The following is a 17,756-nucleotide window of genomic DNA, read 5'->3' on the forward strand; positions in this document are numbered from 1 at the left end:
AAGACCCGCATCGAGTCTTGGCATCCGCCACATAGGTACTTTTCTTCTGTCGCAATACAGCGTCCGCACCTCGCTTCCTGAGCCAGTCTGCCAGTTTAGCACTCTGAAATTCTCGGTCGCCTACTACCACCACTGGATAAGGTTTTAATAGCTTCAATACCGGCGCTAATATTTTTTGCTGTTGCCTCAAGGAACTGCTGCCTAATTGGGGTAATAACTCCCAATAGACCGGTAAAGCATGAGTCCCCCAAATTAGAGACACCATGAACAAATTCCGGTCTCTCCATTGAGTTCGGTCAAGGACGACCACCAAATATTTTCGAGACTTTAAGGTGAGTTGAGGACGCGCTCGTCGCTGTTCCCGATTGAGGTGGTTGCCGCGATATTCAGCTTTCAGCCACCTCTTGATAAGGGGAAACCATAACAACTTGGCACTCAACTGAGGCAACTTCAGAAATCGTTGCAAGCTGGTGACGCGACTGTCGTATTTTATCGGTTGAGGAAAGAACTGCGCTAACGTCGATAATTTGACTTGCCGATGCATTTGCAGTATCCAGACCAGCCACTTTAAGATCCCAATTTGCTTCTCATTGAGATGGATGCGCAGAAAATCTTGGTAGAATGTCGGTAGCATTTTTTTGTTGGGGTGGCCGCAAACGCCACCCTCTTTTTTGGGACTCCTCTATTCTCTCAAACAATTGTCCCGTCTGGCTTCCGTCTACCTTGTCACCCTCTCAGGAGAAAACGTTACCGTTCTTCTAAATTTCCCATCAATTTTTAGAATTCTCTTGACACTTTAAATTATCTTCGCTAGATTAGTCTTATTGAGCTACAGGTGTCTTGCCGCTATGTGGTAACTTTGCACTGCTCTGATTTCAGACAACGTCGGATTCTCACAGGATTCGTGTGTCTGTAGGTCAGTAAGAGGGCAGTCAATGGTTACACAAGTCAAGAAGCAGCGCCAACACGCAGATAGCCAAAAGCTTTCTACTCAAGGTAATACGACCCAGTGTTCCGTCCAATACACGGAAACGTTTGAGGCATGGTGGACTCAGTTGAGTGAAGACGACCAGGTGAAAGTTGCTGCGGTTGTCGAATTGCTGGAGAAACTCGGTGTCACCTTACCTTATCCTCACAGCTCAAAAGTCGAAGGTTGTAAGAAATTCAAACACCTGCGCGAATTGCGTCTTCGCAGCAGTCAAGGTCATCCCTATCGAATTTTGTATGCCTTCGATCCGAATCGGACTGCTATCCTACTGGTGGGTGGTAATAAAACAGGAGACAAGCGCTGGTACAAGAAAAACATTTGTATTGCTGAACAAGAGTATCAATCTCATCTGAACCAATTGAAAGGAACAAGTTGATGGCGAAATCCTTCGAGGTCTTGAGAGGCCAAATGTCTCTCAAGGCTCAACTTCGAGCTAAGCAAGAAGCCGCGAGGATGTTAGAAGAAATCCGTCGCCAGCAATCGCAATCAAAGCCAAGGCGGTCTGATGTTGAAAATTCATAACCTTAGTTTGGATCTAACTTCGCCCTCGTGACACTAAACGACCTTTCGGTGTAGGCATTTCAAGGTTATGAACGATCGCAATCTCGAACGGATAGTCCGGCTGCTCGAGCGCGAGGTCGCTGCGACGGATGCGTTTGACCCATTGCTTCTTAAGGTACTCGTTCCACCGAAATCCTCGCGATTTGGCTTCGTCTCGTCGTTCGTAAGAGACTTTAGCGCTCGCATAGACGAACGGTTCCTGCGATCGCGCGATCGCATCTGCCAACACCGCTTCAAAGTCGGCCACGCGATCGAACAATGCTGCAATCAACTGACAGTCGGTCAGGGCGCGGTGTGCGTGGCTGACGCCAATGCCGTGATTGAGTGCCGTTTGGACGAGATTTCTCGGTTTGTCGTTTTCGGGCCAGCGAAAATCGTCATAAGTGCAGAGCCAGGGTTTGGTAATTGATGGTAAGATTCCTCGTCCGAACCACTGGCGATCGAACTGAGCGTTGTGGGCGACGACGTAATCGGTGCGATCGAGCCAATGTTGAAATTGGAAGAGAACAGCTTGGGATTCAGTACGGATGACAGACTGTGCCGCAGCGGTGGGGATACGATTGATTGATTCGGCAGCGTTGCTCGAAACGGAGAACAGGGTCGAAAGTTGTTGTAAGACGCAGCGGTGAGTAATGGAGTAGAGGATAGCCCCAAGTTCGATAACACGATCGGTGTTAGGGTCGGTTCCAGTCGTTTCCAGGTCGAGAATGAGAAGCGTCGTTGGAAGCATGGTCTCGAAAGATACGAGCGCAGGGAAAGGAAATACAACTTTATAGGGAATTTGCTGAGTGTTGACAAAGTTTTGGAACGTACTTTCGATCGAGTGTTCAACGCCTAACGGCGATCGAAGGAAATTCACAGGCGGCAATAATTTCCTCTCGGCTGGGTATGGGAAGGTGCTCAACGCCTAACGGCGATCGAAGGAAATTCACTTTCGCGTGCCCCAAGAATTGATTTCTTGCATTGCATAGTGCTCAACGCCTAACGGCGATCGAAGGAAATTCACTTGCTAAATCAGCTTGATAATCCCTAATTAAGTCTTGTGCTCAACGCCTAACGGCGATCGAAGGAAATTCACAACTAGAGGAGCAAACAACATTGGCATAAAAGAATCGTGCTCAACGCCTAACGGCGATCGAAGGAAATTCACCTGCGACTCGACGAGCGCGTAAATCCGCCCGTCCGGTGCTCAACGCCTAACGGCGATCGAAGGAAATTCACTGAGAATGAGAAGAAAATCAACGTCTCTCGAGCCTGTGCTCAACGCCTAACGGCGATCGAAGGAAATTCACTATCTGTCGTTAATCCCCACGGCGCTCCATAGATGAAGTGCTCAACGCCTAACGGCGATCGAAGGAAATTCACCTTCTGAACAACAACGATGACTTTAGCCGATTCATGTGCTCAACGCCTAACGGCGATCGAAGGAAATTCACTAGGAACGCGATACTCACACCGTTTTTGGATGTTTCTGTGCTCAACGCCTAACGGCGATCGAAGGAAATTCACGCAACAATCCCCGCCGCGCCAACGCCACCATCTGCATGTGCTCAACGCCTAACGGCGATCGAAGGAAATTCACAAATATTCTCGCTCTCGTACCAAACATCGATGTCGGTGCTCAACGCCTAACGGCGATCGAAGGAAATTCACCTGTTAGAGAGTTCTGCGATCGCTCGACGAACACCGTGCTCAACGCCTAACGGCGATCGAAGGAAATTCACACTGCCAACCCCACCGCCATACGCTCGCCGAGTTCGCAGTGCTCAACGCCTAACGGCGATCGAAGGAAATTCACTCGAAGATGGACGAGCAACAAACTCTAGTCCACTCTGTGCTCAACGCCTAACGGCGATCGAAGGAAATTCACACTTAGTAGACGTAAGTGTGGCATTTACTATTTAGTGCTCAACGCCTAACGGCGATCGAAGGAAATTCACTGTGAAAATTGTATAATAATAATATACAGTTTTCAGTGCTCAACGCCTAACGGCGATCGAAGGAAATTCACCTATTTTTTCTTTTTTTGTATTATAGACACAGATAGTGCTCAACGCCTAACGGCGATCGAAGGAAATTCACTGTAAAGTCTGCGTTATCACCCCGGAAGAGCTACAAATGTGCTCAACGCCTAACGGCGATCGAAGGAAATTCACTTCCAGGTATTGATGAAGTCAGCCAACGGAGTAGTGTGCTCAACGCCTAACGGCGATCGAAGGAAATTCACACAACCTCGCCGACAACATGGGGACGACGGAGCGGAAGTGCTCAACGCCTAACGGCGATCGAAGGAAATTCACCCCACGTCGAATCTCGTTCCCTCCCAAGCTCCCCAGTGCTCAACGCCTAACGGCGATCGAAGGAAATTCACCTTGCGAAACAGCGTCGCCGCCTGCCCCTTGGAGTCGTGCTCAACGCCTAACGGCGATCGAAGGAAATTCACAGAGACATTAAGCACAAAAAAGGTGATGCCGACCTGTGCTCAACGCCTAACGGCGATCGAAGGAAATTCACTTGTTATACGCTTATTGTTTCTCGAATTTTTACGGGGTGCTCAACGCCTAACGGCGATCGAAGGAAATTCACCCCGATCCATTCAAGTAATGGGAGCTTTGGCATTACTGGTGCTCAACGCCTAACGGCGATCGAAGGAAATTCACTTCCCCAGATATTGGCGATATTTGGCGTGAAGTTTGTGCTCAACGCCTAACGGCGATCGAAGGAAATTCACACCCCCGTGTTCTTATTTGTGTAGCATGACTTGAGTGCTCAACGCCTAACGGCGATCGAAGGAAATTCACATGGCGACATCGCGATAGCCGCCGCCCACGTCCCGTGCTCAACGCCTAACGGCGATCGAAGGAAATTCACTTATCCGAAACCCTTTGTAGGGGTAGACCTCAACCCGTGCTCAACGCCTAACGGCGATCGAAGGAAATTCACGAGCCACCCTTGCTTCTTCTGCTTGTTCGGTTAGGTGCTCAACGCCTAACGGCGATCGAAGGAAATTCACAGCGATCGGTGAAGGCGATCGTCGGGCGCGTTGCCTACGTGCTCAACGCCTAACGGCGATCGAAGGAAATTCACCTTGCGCCCGAGCGACGATCCGAGCGACTGCATTTCTGTGCTCAACGCCTAACGGCGATCGAAGGAAATTCACCCTGACTAAATGGTGTGAGGATAAAGGAATCGACCTCGTGCTCAACGCCTAACGGCGATCGAAGGAAATTCACTCTTGGATGCGATCGCACTGGACACCCAGCGGACAGTGCTCAACGCCTAACGGCGATCGAAGGAAATTCACTCTTCAAATCGTTGCCTGAAAGTTTTGAGGATTTCGCTGTGCTCAACGCCTAACGGCGATCGAAGGAAATTCACCATAAATACCATTTTCACCAAGCATGGTTAAAGTCGTGCTCAACGCCTAACGGCGATCGAAGGAAATTCACGAGTCAATAAGCAATGGCTGAAATACCCATTCTTTGTGCTCAACGCCTAACGGCGATCGAAGGAAATTCACAGCGGTTTGGGAAACCTTTAAGGGCCATAGTCCCCCAGTCCATTTTACAAAGAACGTTGTCTCGGAAGCAGATTGTAGAAAAACCCCAAGTCAACTCAAATTTCATAAACTCGCAAACCCTTGCCTCATAAGACTTTCAAGATTTGACAAGCATCTCGAAGATTTTTCCGTGCCCTCAACTCCCCGTCCTACCTCAAATTTCCGCCTTCTGACCCAACTCGAACTCGAAACATCGACCGATCCCTGTCAACTAGAGTAAGCGATAAGGCAACTCGTCCGTCGACCAAGCATCAGGACGATTGTACTGTGGCAAATTGCGAACGCACTGCCGCGACAGGCGAACCAATAACAGATCGTCCTCTGGCTCCAAAATCGATTCGAGCTGCCAACGCAACTTCTCACGCTCCCGAGGACTCAACCAACAGCGAAAAATCGAATACTGCAAGCGCGTCCCATATCCTTGCAACAACTTATACACCTTGCGCCAGCGTTTCGGAGAACGAATGTCATACGCAATCATATACCAGTGATGGAGTTCGGCCATCATTTCCCCCTCTAACGAACCACCAACCGAGCAAAGCCATCGCCTTCCCCCAACCATTCCTTTTCCAAAAGCCGCACCTCCAACTCCAACAAACGACGATAAGTCAGTGAATACCCCAAAACCGGATGCTTCCAACTTTCCCCTTTTCGGCGTTCGTAGAGTTCTACAAACTTCCGGCGACCGCGATCGCTGAGCCAAACACCATTGCCGCGTGGGTCGAAATCCGCTGTTACGTCCCACTGGCCGCGATTGACCGACGCCAAAACCGTCATGTCTACCAAAGACACCCGAAAAATTTCCATCAAATCTAACGCCAGCGGCGGCGCTTGGGTGCGCGGCTGGTGATAAAACCCCAGGGCAGGTTCCAACCCCACGGCAAGAATGGCATTCATCACGTCTTTCAACAGCAGACCGTACCCAAAGCCGAGCAGTGTGTTAAAGCGGTCTTTCGGCGGCCGGCGGTTGCGTCCGTCAAACTGTAACTCGGGCGAAGCTTTCGAGGAGATTGTCCGAGCAAGTCCTTGAAAATACAAGGCTGCCAAGTTCCCCTCGAGTCCCAACAACTGCGCTAACGATCGCGCCTCTTCTACTTGTTTGAGCAATAGCTTCATTTGTTTGACCGAAGCGGAGATCGCGTCCCGCGTGCCGTTGAGATTACGCTGGCATCGCATCAAAAACTGACGCTGTCCCCGTCCGCGACAAGCCACCAGACGGCGAGCTAAGTTCAAACACATATCGGGTTGAGACAGTGCGGCGTACTGCTGACAACGACGCTGAACGCTGCCCCGCCGTCCGTCGAAACTGCCCACATAGCGCCCCCCACCAGATATCCAATGCACGCCGATGTCTTGACTGGCGCACAGGTGCAGCGCCTGGGTGGAAATCTGGGAAAAGCTGTGCAAGACCACTTGGCTCGTTTGCCGCACGGCCAGGGTTTCCACGGATCGATCGCGCCGCGTGATTTTCAGTTGTTCCCCAGTTCGTCCGACGCGGGTTCCCGGTTCGAGGACATGGACGATTTGGCGATCGTCGTCTTTGGGAAACAGACGGGAGGGAGGATGAGTCGCGTCTTGGAAAAATCGCGTTTCTTCGGGCAAGCAAACGATCGCGAGGGAGCAGTTTTGACAGAGTCGTTCGTTTTCTGCGATCGGCGGCCGTTCTGGAGACTCTCGTAGGGTTCGGGCCAGTTCGACTGCTGCTTTGACCTCGGCGCGACCGTTTTCGTCGAAGGGTACTTTCACGAGGGCGTTATCGCCGTGGTAGCGGATGCGGCCTTCTCGAATCGGGTGTTGGGCAACGGTTTCGAGAAGACAGCAGTAGGCTAAAATTTGCAGGCGATCGCTCTCCCAGGCTTGGGGCTGTTTTTGGGCATCGCGATGAGAGCGTCCTTTTTTATGCTCGTAGGGAATCAGGTGTCCGTCCCGCGTCCGCAAGGCATCGACACGACCGCGCAATCCGAGGGTTTCGTCGGTGAGAAACAAGTCTTCCCACTCTCCGTCTTCAGTGCGATCGAGTTCTGCGTGAAGCCGACGACCTTCAAAGACCGATTGATTTTGGGTATACAGTTCTTCGACTTCTTCGAGATAGAAAAGTCGCGGACAATAGGCAAGCGCGTGTAGCGCACAAACTCGCAGGGTTTCGACAGTGATTTGCGCGTTCATGAGTTTGATTGAGTGTTACTTGAAGTGTTAGTCTTATCATAAGAAAGTAAGTCTGCAATAGGACTTCAGAGGTTTTGTGAATTTTGAAAAAATTGAACCCCGACCTTTTCAAGAGGTCGGGGCTTGGTTATCGATGGCGTCTAGATTGTTACTGAAAAATCTCTTCAGTTTTCAACGAAAGTTCTGGAAATTGCGAATCCGCGATCGTTTCCTCGTCGCGATAAACTTTCGGCATGGCATCAGTGGCAAAAACCGTTAGACTGCGATCGCGCGGATCGACCACCCACACCCGCAACACGCCAGCCGCCAGATACGCCGTCGCTTTTTCGGCGATCGCTCCGAAAGATTGACCGGGAGATACGATTTCAACGGCTAACTCCGGGGCGACGGGGCAAGGAGCATCTTCGTCCCAGTCTGCCGAAAGGCGATCGAAGGAAACGTACAACAGATCGGGAACTGGAACCCAATCGGTCTCGTTTCGCTTCAGCGTCACCGCCCACTCCGGTTGAACGAAACCGTGATCGATCGCCCAAGCTTCCAGTAAAAACAGGAGTTTTTTTTGAGTGCGAGAATGGCGAAATTTCGGCGACATTTTTGGAATCGCGCGTCCGTTAACCAGTTCGTAGGCGATATCGTCCTGGGGCAATGCTAGGAAGTCTTCGAGGGTTAGGTGAGGCGTTGTTGTAATCACAGCTTTTATCGACGACGAGAACGACGTTTTTTAGAAGATTGCGAACTGGCAGCATTTCCCTGAATCGAAACCCAAGATCGATCGACAAACTCAGCACCCGCCTCTCGAACCGAGAAACGCTGAAACGTTCCTCGTGTCGTTTTGCGATCGATCCACACTGGCAGTCCAATTAAACCGCGATCGTCTTTCACCAACCAGCGTACCGAAGCATATTTTTCTCGGTCTGCTTCTCGAACTTCTCGAAAGTACCGAATACCGTTCACCATCGCCCAGGATTCTCCAAGGCTCAGCCCACCAAAACGAGCGATTGTTTCAGGAGTTGACAGAGCAGTTGCTACGCGATCGCTCAACGTCACTGGCGCACTTTCCTCCTCTGAACTTATGCGAATCGCCAGTTGCATATCTGTCAAGATCTCTTGAAAGTTCGGCTTGGAAAACTTCGCCGTGCTGTAAACACCGTGATGCTGCTTGCTGAACTTATGATGGCGCTGTTTGCGAAGGATACGCGAAATCGGTACGTCATCACCCAGAACACCGATGGCTAACTTAACTCCGAGATGAGCGTTCAAGTCTTGCTCGCCCACAAGGGACAAGAGCAAGCCGTACACCGTTGAAGGGGGGGGATAGCGGTAGGTTTCCTTGTAATCTCGTGCAAAGCTCCTCGGAAAGCTCGTACAGGGACAATCCAGATAGAGACAGTTTTCCATTAGGCTAAAACCCCCGCCTGACTCAACTGCTCTTTAGCCATCTCTTTTGCTTGCTTCACGCCATCAAAAACTTGAACGCCAAGCCCTTCTAAGTTTTTACCGTAAGGCGTTTTGGCAATTTTGCCACCAACAAACAACTCATTGGCTGGCACGTCTTGCGCCTGAATCAACCGCTCCAGCTCGGAACAACCGACATCTTCACCCATGCGCTTGAAGCAGCCCATAATCCAGGGACTCGGATCGGAAGTGACACGAAGAATAATGGATTCGGGACGAAATTCAAACAAGAAACGGGAATGGTTGCCTCCCACATGGCGAATTCCAACCAGTGCATCGAGCAAAAACGAAGCACGTTCTGGATTTTTTAGATGCTCGGGAGTCAGAGCGATCGTGTATTGATAGGCGGTCAAGTGCATTTGAGTTTGGTGAATTGAAGTTTTACCTTTTTCACCGCCTTTCGAGCCAAAAGCAACATCACCCCAGTATGGATCGAGACTGACAGCGCGGCAGACTTCTAAAGCGCCCCGCCGTTTAACGGTTGCATTCTTGTTGTCTTTATCTTTTTTGGCATCCATGTAGCCAAAAAGATCGTCGTCAATGAATTTTTCGGCGCTACACTTTTCGTCTTTGAAAGTGTACTGGTCGAGATCGGGATCGAAGGTGCGATTGATTTCATCGGGATAGTGATGTTGAAAATATTCCCGAAGCGCCCAACGAATGGCATCTGCGCTCACCGTTGTATATTGGTCGTTTCCCCGCGTAATTGTTTGTAGGGTGGCAAGTGTGCTTCCGTCACCTTCTCCGCGATTGTTAGCAGCGACAGCCGTGGGGGTAACGATGGTTGCAAAAAGATGAATTGACATGGAAAACTCCTTAAAAATTATGAGGTTTGCCCTCTCCCCCTGCCCCTCTCCCAATATTGGGAGAGGGGAGTTAGAGAAGAAAGATAGTGTTGGGAAAGGATTTAACTCTCCTGTTTCCGCTTCCCTTTCCGATTCCCCTTCTCCCACCGTTGGGAGAAGGGGTTAGGGGATGAGGGCAACTCCACAGTACTGGCGGCTTGATAAATAACACCAAGAACTCCATCTAAATCACTTAAAACTTGGTGATTGGAAAACCGAATAACTCGATATCCGTAATTTTCCATTTCTTTCGTTCTGGCTGTATCGTATTCCACTCGTTCGGCATGGATTTCACCATCAAGCTCAATACCAAGCTTGCAGGCGGGACAGTAAAAATCAAGGATAAATCGACCCACCGGATGCTGACGACGAAATCGAAGGCCATGTAGTTTTCGGTTTCTTAAAGCCTGCCATAAACGAGATTCAGCAGGTGTCATCTGCTTCCTAAGTTGCTTGGCAGACTGCTCGATTTCTGGTGTCGTACCTCGAATTCGTTTGGATGTTTTTTTCATGATGCTGTTTGTAAAAAAACGTGACTTTAATCGAGATTCATCTCCAAACCTTCCGAATCTGATTCCGCTTCACTAGCTGTGTCTCCGAATTCAGATTTCTCGGAAGAATCTTGAGACTTCTTCTTGTAAGTTGCGATCGCCAGTAATGCTAAATCCCGAGCTTGACGCCAGTTGTCATCGCTGTGAATCCAACGGGCAATTTCGATTCCTTTCCCAGTTGCTGCACCACTTTGAAAGCGACACAAGAAATCGACAAGTGCTGAAGAAAATTGTTGCTTTGTATTATGACGCTGCAACCGATAAATCGCCTTCTTTTTTGTTTTTGCGTAAGATTCTACATCAAATGTCCTTCCTTGGTCTTGAGTTAACAAAATTTCTTCCCGTAGTAAATTGCTAAATGCACCTTTTACGGCATTAAATACAACTTTTTCGTCTTCAGTCAAACGATCTGTCATTTTGATTAATCCTTCGCGATCTGATTTGTAGATATTCTCGGATTTCTGGAATTCAAAAAATCCGCAGTACCAAGGACGGCCTAAAATTAAGTTTTCAGCCAGCCAAGCTAAAACCTTTGATGTTGCCAACCATGTCCGTTTCGTTTCAGTATCGGCAACTTGAACTCTAGATGGAAAGAAAGCCCGTGCCGTCTGATAAAGTTCTAACATTTCGGGTTTGGCACGAATGCGATAAACGGCTTGTTTGAGATAAGGTTGGTTTCCATCCCAAGTTTGCTTGCCCAGTTGATAGACTTCACAGTACTGGACCCCCATTTGCTGGGACTTATCGTCAACTTTGTCCTCTAGTAAAAACCGCAAACCCGCTTCTCCCGAACCTGTGGCTCGGAATTGTTCGTAAGGTTGTCCTGAGAGATTTCGTCGTAACATCACCCATTCCTTGAGATTGGTTACTTCTGGAATGGCAAGAGCAGAACGCAATCCCGGCCCGGGTAGTTTGTAGTAGCCACAAGCTAGGGGCAAAAACAGTAAGGCGACAAAACTAGATGGAGATTCTTTATAAGGTCCGTTGATGAAGCATTCGACTAAGCCAGGGAGGTGATGACCTTTCAGGGGAATGGCTGATTTCAATTTCCCCTTGCTGGTAAATGCTTCTTTGAGATCGCGGGTGTAGTAACAGTCAAGTACGGAGCGAAACTCCAGGGTAATTTCTGGTTGTCCGTCTTCGATGAGAAACCGAAGTGGGCGGGTCGTTTTGGCCAGCGATCGCTGTTGGCTATGTTGAAGTAACGTTGAGGTAACGCCCTGGGTAAAGGTATAGCGACCTTGTGAATCGAGTTTGAGGGCGGGAACGTTGAGATAGCCGTTTTCGAGTTGGTAGGTACTGCGAACTAACCAAGTTATAGCCTCGCGATCGCTCCCTTCCCAAGACAACCGAACTTCATCCTCGGTAACTTGCCAACTCAACGGTGCATCGTCGGGAGATAGTGCGTCTAAAGCTAAGGCTAATCCAGCTATTCCAGCTCGATGCGGTAGCAGCGTGTTTGGGTCAAAAATTGAAAGAGTTAATTTGGGCATGAAGGGCTAGTCCTTATTGTTCAAAATACACTCTCCAATAGTCCCGTCGTTGGCGAGTGTAAGCGTACTCAACGGTGACAGTTCCACCCTCAAGCTCCTTTTGATATCGTTCCCCTCGGCGTTTGTAGCTATTCAAGGTACTCGGTGAAACACTCAAGCGCTTGGTAACGGTGGATGTATCGAGAGGAAGTGGTTTCCGCGAAGCTGTACTCCGCAACTCTGTAAGTTCGCTGGCGACGCTATCGAGAAGGGTCAACTGTCGATCGCTCATGTTCGTTTCCTCGTGGCGTGGGAAATATCGATCGCTACCCTAGCAGGAGCGCAAGGAAATGTCAAATTTTAGGTTACAGTAGTCACATTTAGAATGTTTTACTCCAGTGTACAGCAGCTACATGAAATAAAACGCACCGACCACTGTAGCCAGTGCGTTTTGCAAACTAGCGCCTTTTGGCGATCGACGATCGACAGACCCAAATCGGAGCGGTCACTCCAGGTAACAGGAGTCAGTGTCCAACGCCTAACGGCGATCGAAGGAAATTCACTCCGCTCACTTAGCATATTAAGACATCTCGTCATGCTGGATAGGCTCCTTTCGTCGAACAGTACTGCCATTCTGCTGAGGGTGCGATGGGATAGCCCTTAAACCGTTCCCATTGGCTTACTTGCTTGCTCGGTGCTACCAGCGGAACGGTATAGAGATTGAGTCGGCTTTTATCCCGTTGGAACTGCTCTCGGTCTTGTTCGAGTAAAGCTGTTACGGTAACGCCTTCCTGTCGTAAGTGGCCGGGATAGGTTCGCCACTCTCCATCGAGCCAGACTGAATCACATTCAGGTTTTAGGGGACTTTCCTGTTGTTCGAGCCAGTTGGCAAGATCGGCTTGACTGACATCGCCTGAAAATGCCCGAACCATTGCCTGACCTCGATCGCGTTGAAATTTACCGTAAGGAAAACGTTTGGCATCGGCATAAAACAGGGCATCCAGGGGACGACCGCAATAGCGGCGATTCAACCGCCCCAATCGCTGAATCAAACCCGCAGGGTCGGCAATTTGCGACACGAGTAGGGTGGCGGACAAATCGAGCGACATCTCTGCGACCTGGGTGGCGATCGCTAAAACAGGAGAAAAGCATCCAAACAAGGTTGCAATGAAATGGGTTACGTCTCGTTCGTCCCGTAGAGGACAGCTTGGAACGAGCTGCACAAACATCTTCATTTTGAAAAGGTTGGGCTTAAACGCACCTACCACGTCTCGATGATGTCGAACTCGATCTTCGTAGCGAAAGCGACTGTGATACAGCAGTGCCTTTAATCCCCGTCGCTGCGCCTCTTCATAGACTTCAACCGCCGTATTGACTTGGTTGCAAACCCACAGAACTTTACCCCCCGCCGTCAGTTCGGCTTCCACTCGTTCCCAGTTCGGTTCGTCTGCATACTGAAATCGATATCGGGGTTGGGCTTCCAACTCTTCGGGTCCTTCGACGACGTTCGGCGGTTCTCCCACCGCTTGCTGAATCGCCTCTAACTGAGACGGTAAAAACGATGCAGACATCAGTAATACTGGAGCTTTCACGGTTTCGAGAAACCGCAACAACGCCCCAAAAAGCCGATTGTCATAGCAGTGAACTTCGTCGAAGACAAAGGCGGCATTGGCGATCGCCGGAAAGGTGTACATTGGACGGCGATGGCATTGCATTAACCCCAAAACAGTATCGACCGTGCAAACCGTGGCTTGAGCGGCGTATTCTTTGAACGATCGCAATTTCATTGCTGCTTCGTTTATGGTTCCGTTCCCGACTTCTTCTTCTTCACCAGTTCTCGCCAATTCCAAGTCCACATCGGCTCGCGAGTGACTCAAAACCGACTTCAACTCGTCCTGCACGTAGTCAAGAAACCCTTCTGTACTGGTTCCTGTAGTGGGGTAGCAGAAAAATAATTTGCGTCCGACGGCGTGGCGTTTTGCCCAGTGGTAAGCCCCAACAGTTTTTCCCGTACCGCATCCGGCTCGAGCCAATCCGACTCGTTCTGTAATGTTACCAAGGTCACGTTGAAACTTTCGTAGGTCATTACCCTTCAAACGCGATCGAATCACGCGATCGAGATCGTCTTCAGTTAAAGTGCAATGCAAGGCATCTCTAACCCATTTATCGAGATCGATATCCCCATCAGCACTCGCCGAACCGATCGAATCTCCCGCCACGAGTAAAGCTTTCAGCAACGCCGTTAACACGGGAGCAGGTTCCCAGTTAAAAAAGCCATCTCGTAAAATTTCTGCCTGTTGCACTTTCAGGCGAGAAAGCGACCATTCCAAGGTGGGCTTTCGGGACAGCTTGAGTTGTGCCGGACAGCCAATTTGACGTACCCCAAATTTCAATAAATTCCTAAAGTCAGGGTGGTTGAAGTAAAACGCGATGCGATCGTCACCACAGCCCCAACGAATTTCGCCGAGATCGTTGGTTTTCGCACCTCCTTTTCCCCCTAATTTGAGATGATGTCCTCCGGCCACTGCCAGAGCCGTCATAAAATCGCCATCGGCTTGCTGCAACCATTCTCTAAATTCCCAAACCAGAAACATGGAGAAAATTTCGTGGCGCACTAGCTGGGGATTGACTTTGGGATTGCGTTTGGGTTTCGCTTTAGGTATATCCTTGCGGACAACCCCCTGAAAGTGATTGTTGGCTTTTCCCCAATCGTGGAAATAAGCCGCCAATCGTGCGGTTTCCCTCAACTCGTCGAGGCTGCATTCAAGGTTGAATTGCTCGAGGATTCGAGCGCCTAGAATGTCTATAAGCAGCGTTACGGCGTTGACAACATCAGCCGTATGACCGACAAGGCTGCAAGAGCCTTTCCATTCTTTTTCAAAAGATTTCGCAAGCAAGCGATCGGGCTTCAGTTCGGACTTCATTTCAACACTCCTTTACGGGATAAAACCAACCGCAGCCAAAGTGTTTTCGCCCTCCCATTCCGTAACATTGCAGCTTGATGGAGTCTTCTTCACTCAAACCTTCAACGCAAATTCCAAACCCCAAGACATTTTTGTGGTGGACTTGAAGCGCCCGGAGTGCTAAATCTCCATCGGCGTTACTTTCAATGTGAACGGTTGCGTCAATGTCGAGCGCTTTCAACGCCCGTTGACAAGACTCTAAAAAATGGATGGGAGCGTCGTGGCTGTGCCATTCTTTGAGTTTGAAGGTGACGAGACGCGATCGCAACACCGCACTAGGCTGGGGTAACGACATTCGCGGTTGGACTAAGCGCACCAAATGACCGCGCACGTCGAGTACGACGTTTTGGAAACTGCGGTACCACTGCTGTACTTGTTCGGCGGGACAGCGCAAACGCAGGCGAGACTGGTGAGTCAGAAAAATCGTGCCGTTTCGATCGCTAACGCCAGGAACGCTGCACAGTAACACATCTGGTGGTAAGGCCTTACCCTCAAGTGCTGTTATTTTTAGCGCCGAATAAATTGCATAACCGTGATCGGACGGTAAGGTTTTTCCTCTGAGTGAAAATTGCAGCTCTAGAAAATTCATCTTTGTATCTCTTCTGAATTAAATATTACTCAAACACTCCACTTTCATACTGTCGTGCCATCGTTTCAACCTCCCGCTGCACCAAATCCACTAACTTCTGTGGCTTCCGAACCCTCGCCCCCTTGCCGTATCCCAACACCCACCGTTTGATATCGTTGAGACCGCAAGCCGTAAACCGCAGGACGATCGCTCCGTCGTCGCACGCTTCGATCTCCTGGCTCGAATGCCACTGACGCTCTCGGACGAACGGAGCCGTCTGCGCGTCGAAGCAAATTTCTACTGAAACGGGATCGCCTCCCGCTTCCGCTTGGAAAATGCGATCGAGATGTTTCCTCGCATCGAAGGTCGGATCGGGTTGGAACTTCACGTCGAGCAGACGAACTTGGCGAATGCGATCGATACGAAACCAGCGAATCTCTCGACGCAAATGGCAGTATCCGATGAGATAGGGATTGCTCCCTCTGAACACATGAATCAAATACGGATCGAATTCCCGTTCCGACTCCTCTCGCCTCGATGCAGCAAAATAGCGAACCCACAACCGACAGCGCGATCGCGTTGCCTCGACAACCGTTCGCCAAACTTCGGGGTCGATCGCTGTCTTGGCTCCCACCCCGAACACCATCCGCTCGTCTGCAAGCTGTTGAAGGTCGATCCAAGTCGAGTCGGGCAAACGCTTGGTCAGTTGTTCGATGGCGTCGCGCAACTCCCGCTCGTACAATCCGGTATATCCAGACAGCATCTGCGAGCCGAGCGTCAGAGCGAACAACTCGCCAGAGGACAGTGGAATGGAGGGCAAACGCCAGGTTAAATCGGTGTAGTACCAACCTCGTTGGCGTGAGAACTCTAACGGGGCATCGTAACGATCGCGCAAAAACGCCAAATCGCCTGACATCGTGCGATCGCTCACGTCGCAAGCTCGGGCTAAGGTGGTGGTTGTCTGACGTTCTCCACTGCGAAGTAAATTGTCAATTTGCAGCAGTCGTTCGAGTTGGCGAGATCGAGACATGACCTTTTCTGTGAGTCGTAGCCGTATCTTACCCCCCTAACTCTGCAACCAGACTTCAGAGTTCTAAAATGTTTTCAAATTTACGTCAAATGTTACAAATCCAGTACCTGCACCGCTTTCCGCTTCGTCTCCTCTCCCCGGCGATCGTATCTGGCGGTCGTCGTCGGTGAAGAATGCCCGGCCAGCTTCTGCACGGTGACGATATCGACTCCCGCATCGAGCAAATCCGAACAAAAGGTACGGCGGAAATCGTGGGGACTGAACGGCTGCAACCCCGCCTCGCGCGATCGCTTCTGCAAGATCCACAGCACCGCCTGGGGTGTCAAAACCGGCTATCTCGAAGCCAATCCCGCTCGCTCGGTCAAGTCGGTTCCCGCCCCCGACGCGCTGTACGAACGCTTGCTCGACGAATCGGAGGTGAAGCGTTGGATGGCAGCGGCGAAGCCGGGACGCGATCGCGCGATCGTCTTGGGCGGAACGATGGTCATCGCTGCCATTATCGCTATCGCAGGCGTTCCCCTGTGTCTGGTTGGTTGCCGCGTCGGGCTTTGAACTGCGACGACGTTGGAACCGACGACGAGTGAAGCAGGCGATCGCCGCTGTGCTATCTCCACAGACTTTTCGCCGTTGTTAAGTCAAAGGCTTCGTTCTATCTCCACAGACTTTTTCCCGATCGCCACCCATACGACAGTGCGATCGCCGCTGTGCTATCTCCACAGAAACGGTAGAGCAATTTCTGTAGGATCGCATAGCACGATCGATCTTCACAAACTTACTGAGTAGAAGATTTCGCGTTTACCAAATTCCCGGTATCAGTCTGTATTTGACTTTCTCGACATACTCAAGATAGCTCGGTAATTCATTTTGTAACGTTTTATCTTCCAGATATGTTCGTATTATCAATGCGATCGCACAAAGACTACCTGGAATGAGTCCGATAACCGATCCCAACAGTAAAGGACTGCTGATAAAGATTAAAATTCCAGCAACATAGCCCGGATGTCTGACCAAGGCATAAGGCCCGGAATCTATGACGATTTGTCCTCGATCCGTTTGAATACGCACCACACTGGAGAAAAACTTATTTACTCGCATAGACCAGACCACAATAATGGTTGACGAAATATAAATTAGATAAGCAATAACATAAACAAAAACTGGAAGGGGTTTCGTCCATCCAAACCGCCCTGCATCTAACGCAGCAATCACAAATATTGCTAAACTCAAAAATCGATAAAACGCCCAAAATACTTTGTCCCACCCTTTCATGCCCGGCCCGGGTTTGTCGCGTTCTTTGGCTAGATCGGGCATATCAGAAAATAAAACAATAGCGATCGCTGCATACGTCAAAACAATTCCACTAAAAACCCATCCTTGCCAGTAGTCAATTCGACCCGCAGCCAAAAATATAAGGGCTAAAAAAATCAATAATCGAACAATACTTTTAATCGCGATTTTGACATATTCAGACTCGATTTTTCGTAGTTCAACGCTTTCATTCATCGATCTACCTTTATTAAATTCCTGGGCATCTCGATTAATTTAAAATTATTGAGTCCGAGCGGAGCCGAAGCGTTGAGAAACAGACTCTACTATCG

General features: G+C 49.9%; 18 protein-coding genes and 1 CRISPR repeat array. Of the genes, 3 read left to right on the top strand and 15 right to left on the bottom strand.

All coding sequences use genetic code 11. The features are described 5' to 3' along the window. The coding region (locus GEI7105_RS30255; RefSeq protein ID WP_017660792.1) for a transposase at positions 1-634 on the bottom strand (634 nt) is incomplete at its 3' end. A 301-nt stretch (positions 635-935) separates the two neighbouring features. Here GEI7105_RS30255 and GEI7105_RS30260 point away from each other — a divergent pair. Further along, a complete protein-coding gene (locus GEI7105_RS30260; protein ID WP_083862371.1) occupies positions 936-1,364 on the top strand; it encodes a type II toxin-antitoxin system RelE/ParE family toxin in 429 nt (142 codons plus the stop codon). Between the two features lie 159 nt (positions 1,365-1,523). Here the strand turns inward: GEI7105_RS30260 and GEI7105_RS36020 are convergent, their stop codons facing one another. The 13 genes from GEI7105_RS36020 to GEI7105_RS34865 form a co-directional block, all read right to left on the bottom strand. Then, positions 1,524-2,279 (bottom strand): 3'-5' exonuclease, encoded by a 756-nt coding sequence (locus tag GEI7105_RS36020; RefSeq protein WP_083862447.1) that lies wholly within the window; start codon positions 2,277-2,279, stop codon positions 1,524-1,526. Between the two features lie 93 nt (positions 2,280-2,372). Beyond that, positions 2,373-5,069: direct repeats of the CRISPR family, unit length 36 nt; unit sequence GTGCTCAACGCCTAACGGCGATCGAAGGAAATTCAC. Between the two features lie 250 nt (positions 5,070-5,319). Then, the gene (gene cas2 / locus GEI7105_RS0112490; protein WP_017660795.1) at positions 5,320-5,616 is read right to left on the bottom strand and encodes a CRISPR-associated endonuclease Cas2; all 297 of its coding nucleotides are present in this window, start codon (positions 5,614-5,616) and stop codon (positions 5,320-5,322) included. Between the two features lie 8 nt (positions 5,617-5,624). Then, the gene (locus tag GEI7105_RS0112495) at positions 5,625-7,274 is read right to left on the bottom strand and encodes a type I-MYXAN CRISPR-associated endonuclease Cas4/Cas1 (protein ID WP_017660796.1); all 1,650 of its coding nucleotides are present in this window, start codon (positions 7,272-7,274) and stop codon (positions 5,625-5,627) included. Positions 7,275-7,422: 148 nt separating this feature from the next. Continuing rightward, positions 7,423-7,965 carry a Uma2 family endonuclease gene (locus GEI7105_RS0112500; RefSeq protein WP_017660797.1) on the bottom strand — a complete coding sequence of 181 codons (543 nt, stop codon included), beginning with the start codon at positions 7,963-7,965 and terminating at the stop codon, positions 7,423-7,425. A 5-nt stretch (positions 7,966-7,970) separates the two neighbouring features. Next, entirely contained in the window at positions 7,971-8,672 is a 702-nt protein-coding gene (cas5, locus tag GEI7105_RS0112505; RefSeq protein ID WP_017660798.1) for a type I-MYXAN CRISPR-associated protein Cas5/Cmx5/DevS, read from the bottom strand. Further along, positions 8,672-9,535, bottom strand: a complete 864-nt coding sequence (gene cas7i / locus GEI7105_RS0112510) for a type I-B CRISPR-associated protein Cas7/Cst2/DevR (RefSeq protein ID WP_017660799.1) — start codon at positions 9,533-9,535, stop codon at positions 8,672-8,674. Before cas7i ends, cas5 begins: the two co-directional genes overlap by 1 nt. 101 nt (positions 9,536-9,636) lie before the next feature. After that, complete coding sequence (locus tag GEI7105_RS34860; protein WP_071592009.1) at positions 9,637-10,086, bottom strand: endonuclease domain-containing protein; 450 nt, start codon at positions 10,084-10,086, stop codon at positions 9,637-9,639. A 26-nt stretch (positions 10,087-10,112) separates the two neighbouring features. Then, the gene (gene cas8a1 / locus GEI7105_RS0112520; RefSeq protein WP_026097619.1) at positions 10,113-11,618 is read right to left on the bottom strand and encodes a type I-MYXAN CRISPR-associated Cas8a1/Cmx1; all 1,506 of its coding nucleotides are present in this window, start codon (positions 11,616-11,618) and stop codon (positions 10,113-10,115) included. Between the two features lie 13 nt (positions 11,619-11,631). Beyond that, positions 11,632-11,889 carry a hypothetical protein gene (locus GEI7105_RS0112525; RefSeq protein ID WP_017660802.1) on the bottom strand — a complete coding sequence of 86 codons (258 nt, stop codon included), beginning with the start codon at positions 11,887-11,889 and terminating at the stop codon, positions 11,632-11,634. Positions 11,890-12,190: 301 nt separating this feature from the next. Next, on the bottom strand, positions 12,191-14,521 hold the full coding sequence (locus GEI7105_RS0112530; RefSeq protein WP_017660803.1) for a CRISPR-associated endonuclease Cas3'': 2,331 nt from the start codon (positions 14,519-14,521) through the stop codon (positions 12,191-12,193). 1 nt (position 14,522) lies between these two features. Continuing rightward, positions 14,523-15,149 carry a type I-MYXAN CRISPR-associated protein Cas6/Cmx6 gene (gene cas6 / locus GEI7105_RS0112535; RefSeq protein ID WP_026097620.1) on the bottom strand — a complete coding sequence of 209 codons (627 nt, stop codon included), beginning with the start codon at positions 15,147-15,149 and terminating at the stop codon, positions 14,523-14,525. 25 nt (positions 15,150-15,174) lie between these two features. Beyond that, positions 15,175-16,158: a helix-turn-helix transcriptional regulator gene (locus GEI7105_RS0112540; RefSeq protein ID WP_017660805.1), complete on the bottom strand. Its 984-nt coding sequence runs from the start codon at positions 16,156-16,158 to the stop codon at positions 15,175-15,177. Positions 16,159-16,250: 92 nt separating this feature from the next. Next, positions 16,251-16,430 carry a tyrosine-type recombinase/integrase gene (locus GEI7105_RS34865; RefSeq protein ID WP_245555462.1) on the bottom strand — a complete coding sequence of 60 codons (180 nt, stop codon included), beginning with the start codon at positions 16,428-16,430 and terminating at the stop codon, positions 16,251-16,253. Here GEI7105_RS34865 and GEI7105_RS39890 point away from each other — a divergent pair. After that, on the top strand, positions 16,354-16,710 hold the full coding sequence (locus GEI7105_RS39890; RefSeq protein ID WP_017660806.1) for a hypothetical protein: 357 nt from the start codon (positions 16,354-16,356) through the stop codon (positions 16,708-16,710). The genes GEI7105_RS34865 and GEI7105_RS39890 overlap by 77 nt on opposite strands. A gap of 12 nt (positions 16,711-16,722) precedes the next feature. Then, positions 16,723-16,941, top strand: a complete 219-nt coding sequence (locus GEI7105_RS37205; protein ID WP_144053782.1) for a hypothetical protein — start codon at positions 16,723-16,725, stop codon at positions 16,939-16,941. Between the two features lie 12 nt (positions 16,942-16,953). On the opposite strand, the gene GEI7105_RS0112550 is transcribed toward GEI7105_RS37205, so the two are convergent. Next, complete coding sequence (locus GEI7105_RS0112550; protein WP_017660807.1) at positions 16,954-17,661, bottom strand: methyltransferase family protein; 708 nt, start codon at positions 17,659-17,661, stop codon at positions 16,954-16,956. Between the last annotated feature and the right edge of the window lie 95 nt (positions 17,662-17,756).

It is taken from the genome of Baaleninema simplex PCC 7105 (assembly GCF_000332355.1).
Taxonomy (GTDB): Bacteria; Cyanobacteriota; Cyanobacteriia; order Cyanobacteriales; family Geitlerinemataceae; genus Baaleninema; species Baaleninema simplex.

What these genes read in the sequence shown, in the direction of transcription:
- GEI7105_RS30260 (WP_083862371.1), top strand. Translation starts at nt 936, where the DNA reads ATGGTTACACAAGTCAAGAAGCAGCGCCAACACGCAGATAGCCAAAAG.
- GEI7105_RS36020 (WP_083862447.1), bottom strand. Translation starts at nt 2,279, where the DNA reads ATGCTTCCAACGACGCTTCTCATTCTCGACCTGGAAACGACTGGAACC.
- cas2 (WP_017660795.1), bottom strand. Translation starts at nt 5,616, where the DNA reads ATGATGGCCGAACTCCATCACTGGTATATGATTGCGTATGACATTCGT.
- GEI7105_RS0112495 (WP_017660796.1), bottom strand. Translation starts at nt 7,274, where the DNA reads ATGAACGCGCAAATCACTGTCGAAACCCTGCGAGTTTGTGCGCTACAC.
- cas5 (WP_017660798.1), bottom strand. Translation starts at nt 8,672, where the DNA reads ATGGAAAACTGTCTCTATCTGGATTGTCCCTGTACGAGCTTTCCGAGG.
- cas7i (WP_017660799.1), bottom strand. Translation starts at nt 9,535, where the DNA reads ATGTCAATTCATCTTTTTGCAACCATCGTTACCCCCACGGCTGTCGCT.
- GEI7105_RS34860 (WP_071592009.1), bottom strand. Translation starts at nt 10,086, where the DNA reads ATGAAAAAAACATCCAAACGAATTCGAGGTACGACACCAGAAATCGAG.
- cas8a1 (WP_026097619.1), bottom strand. Translation starts at nt 11,618, where the DNA reads ATGCCCAAATTAACTCTTTCAATTTTTGACCCAAACACGCTGCTACCG.
- GEI7105_RS0112525 (WP_017660802.1), bottom strand. Translation starts at nt 11,889, where the DNA reads ATGAGCGATCGACAGTTGACCCTTCTCGATAGCGTCGCCAGCGAACTT.
- GEI7105_RS0112530 (WP_017660803.1), bottom strand. Translation starts at nt 14,521, where the DNA reads ATGAAGTCCGAACTGAAGCCCGATCGCTTGCTTGCGAAATCTTTTGAA.
- cas6 (WP_026097620.1), bottom strand. Translation starts at nt 15,149, where the DNA reads ATGAATTTTCTAGAGCTGCAATTTTCACTCAGAGGAAAAACCTTACCG.
- GEI7105_RS0112540 (WP_017660805.1), bottom strand. Translation starts at nt 16,158, where the DNA reads ATGTCTCGATCTCGCCAACTCGAACGACTGCTGCAAATTGACAATTTA.
- GEI7105_RS0112550 (WP_017660807.1), bottom strand. Translation starts at nt 17,661, where the DNA reads ATGAATGAAAGCGTTGAACTACGAAAAATCGAGTCTGAATATGTCAAA.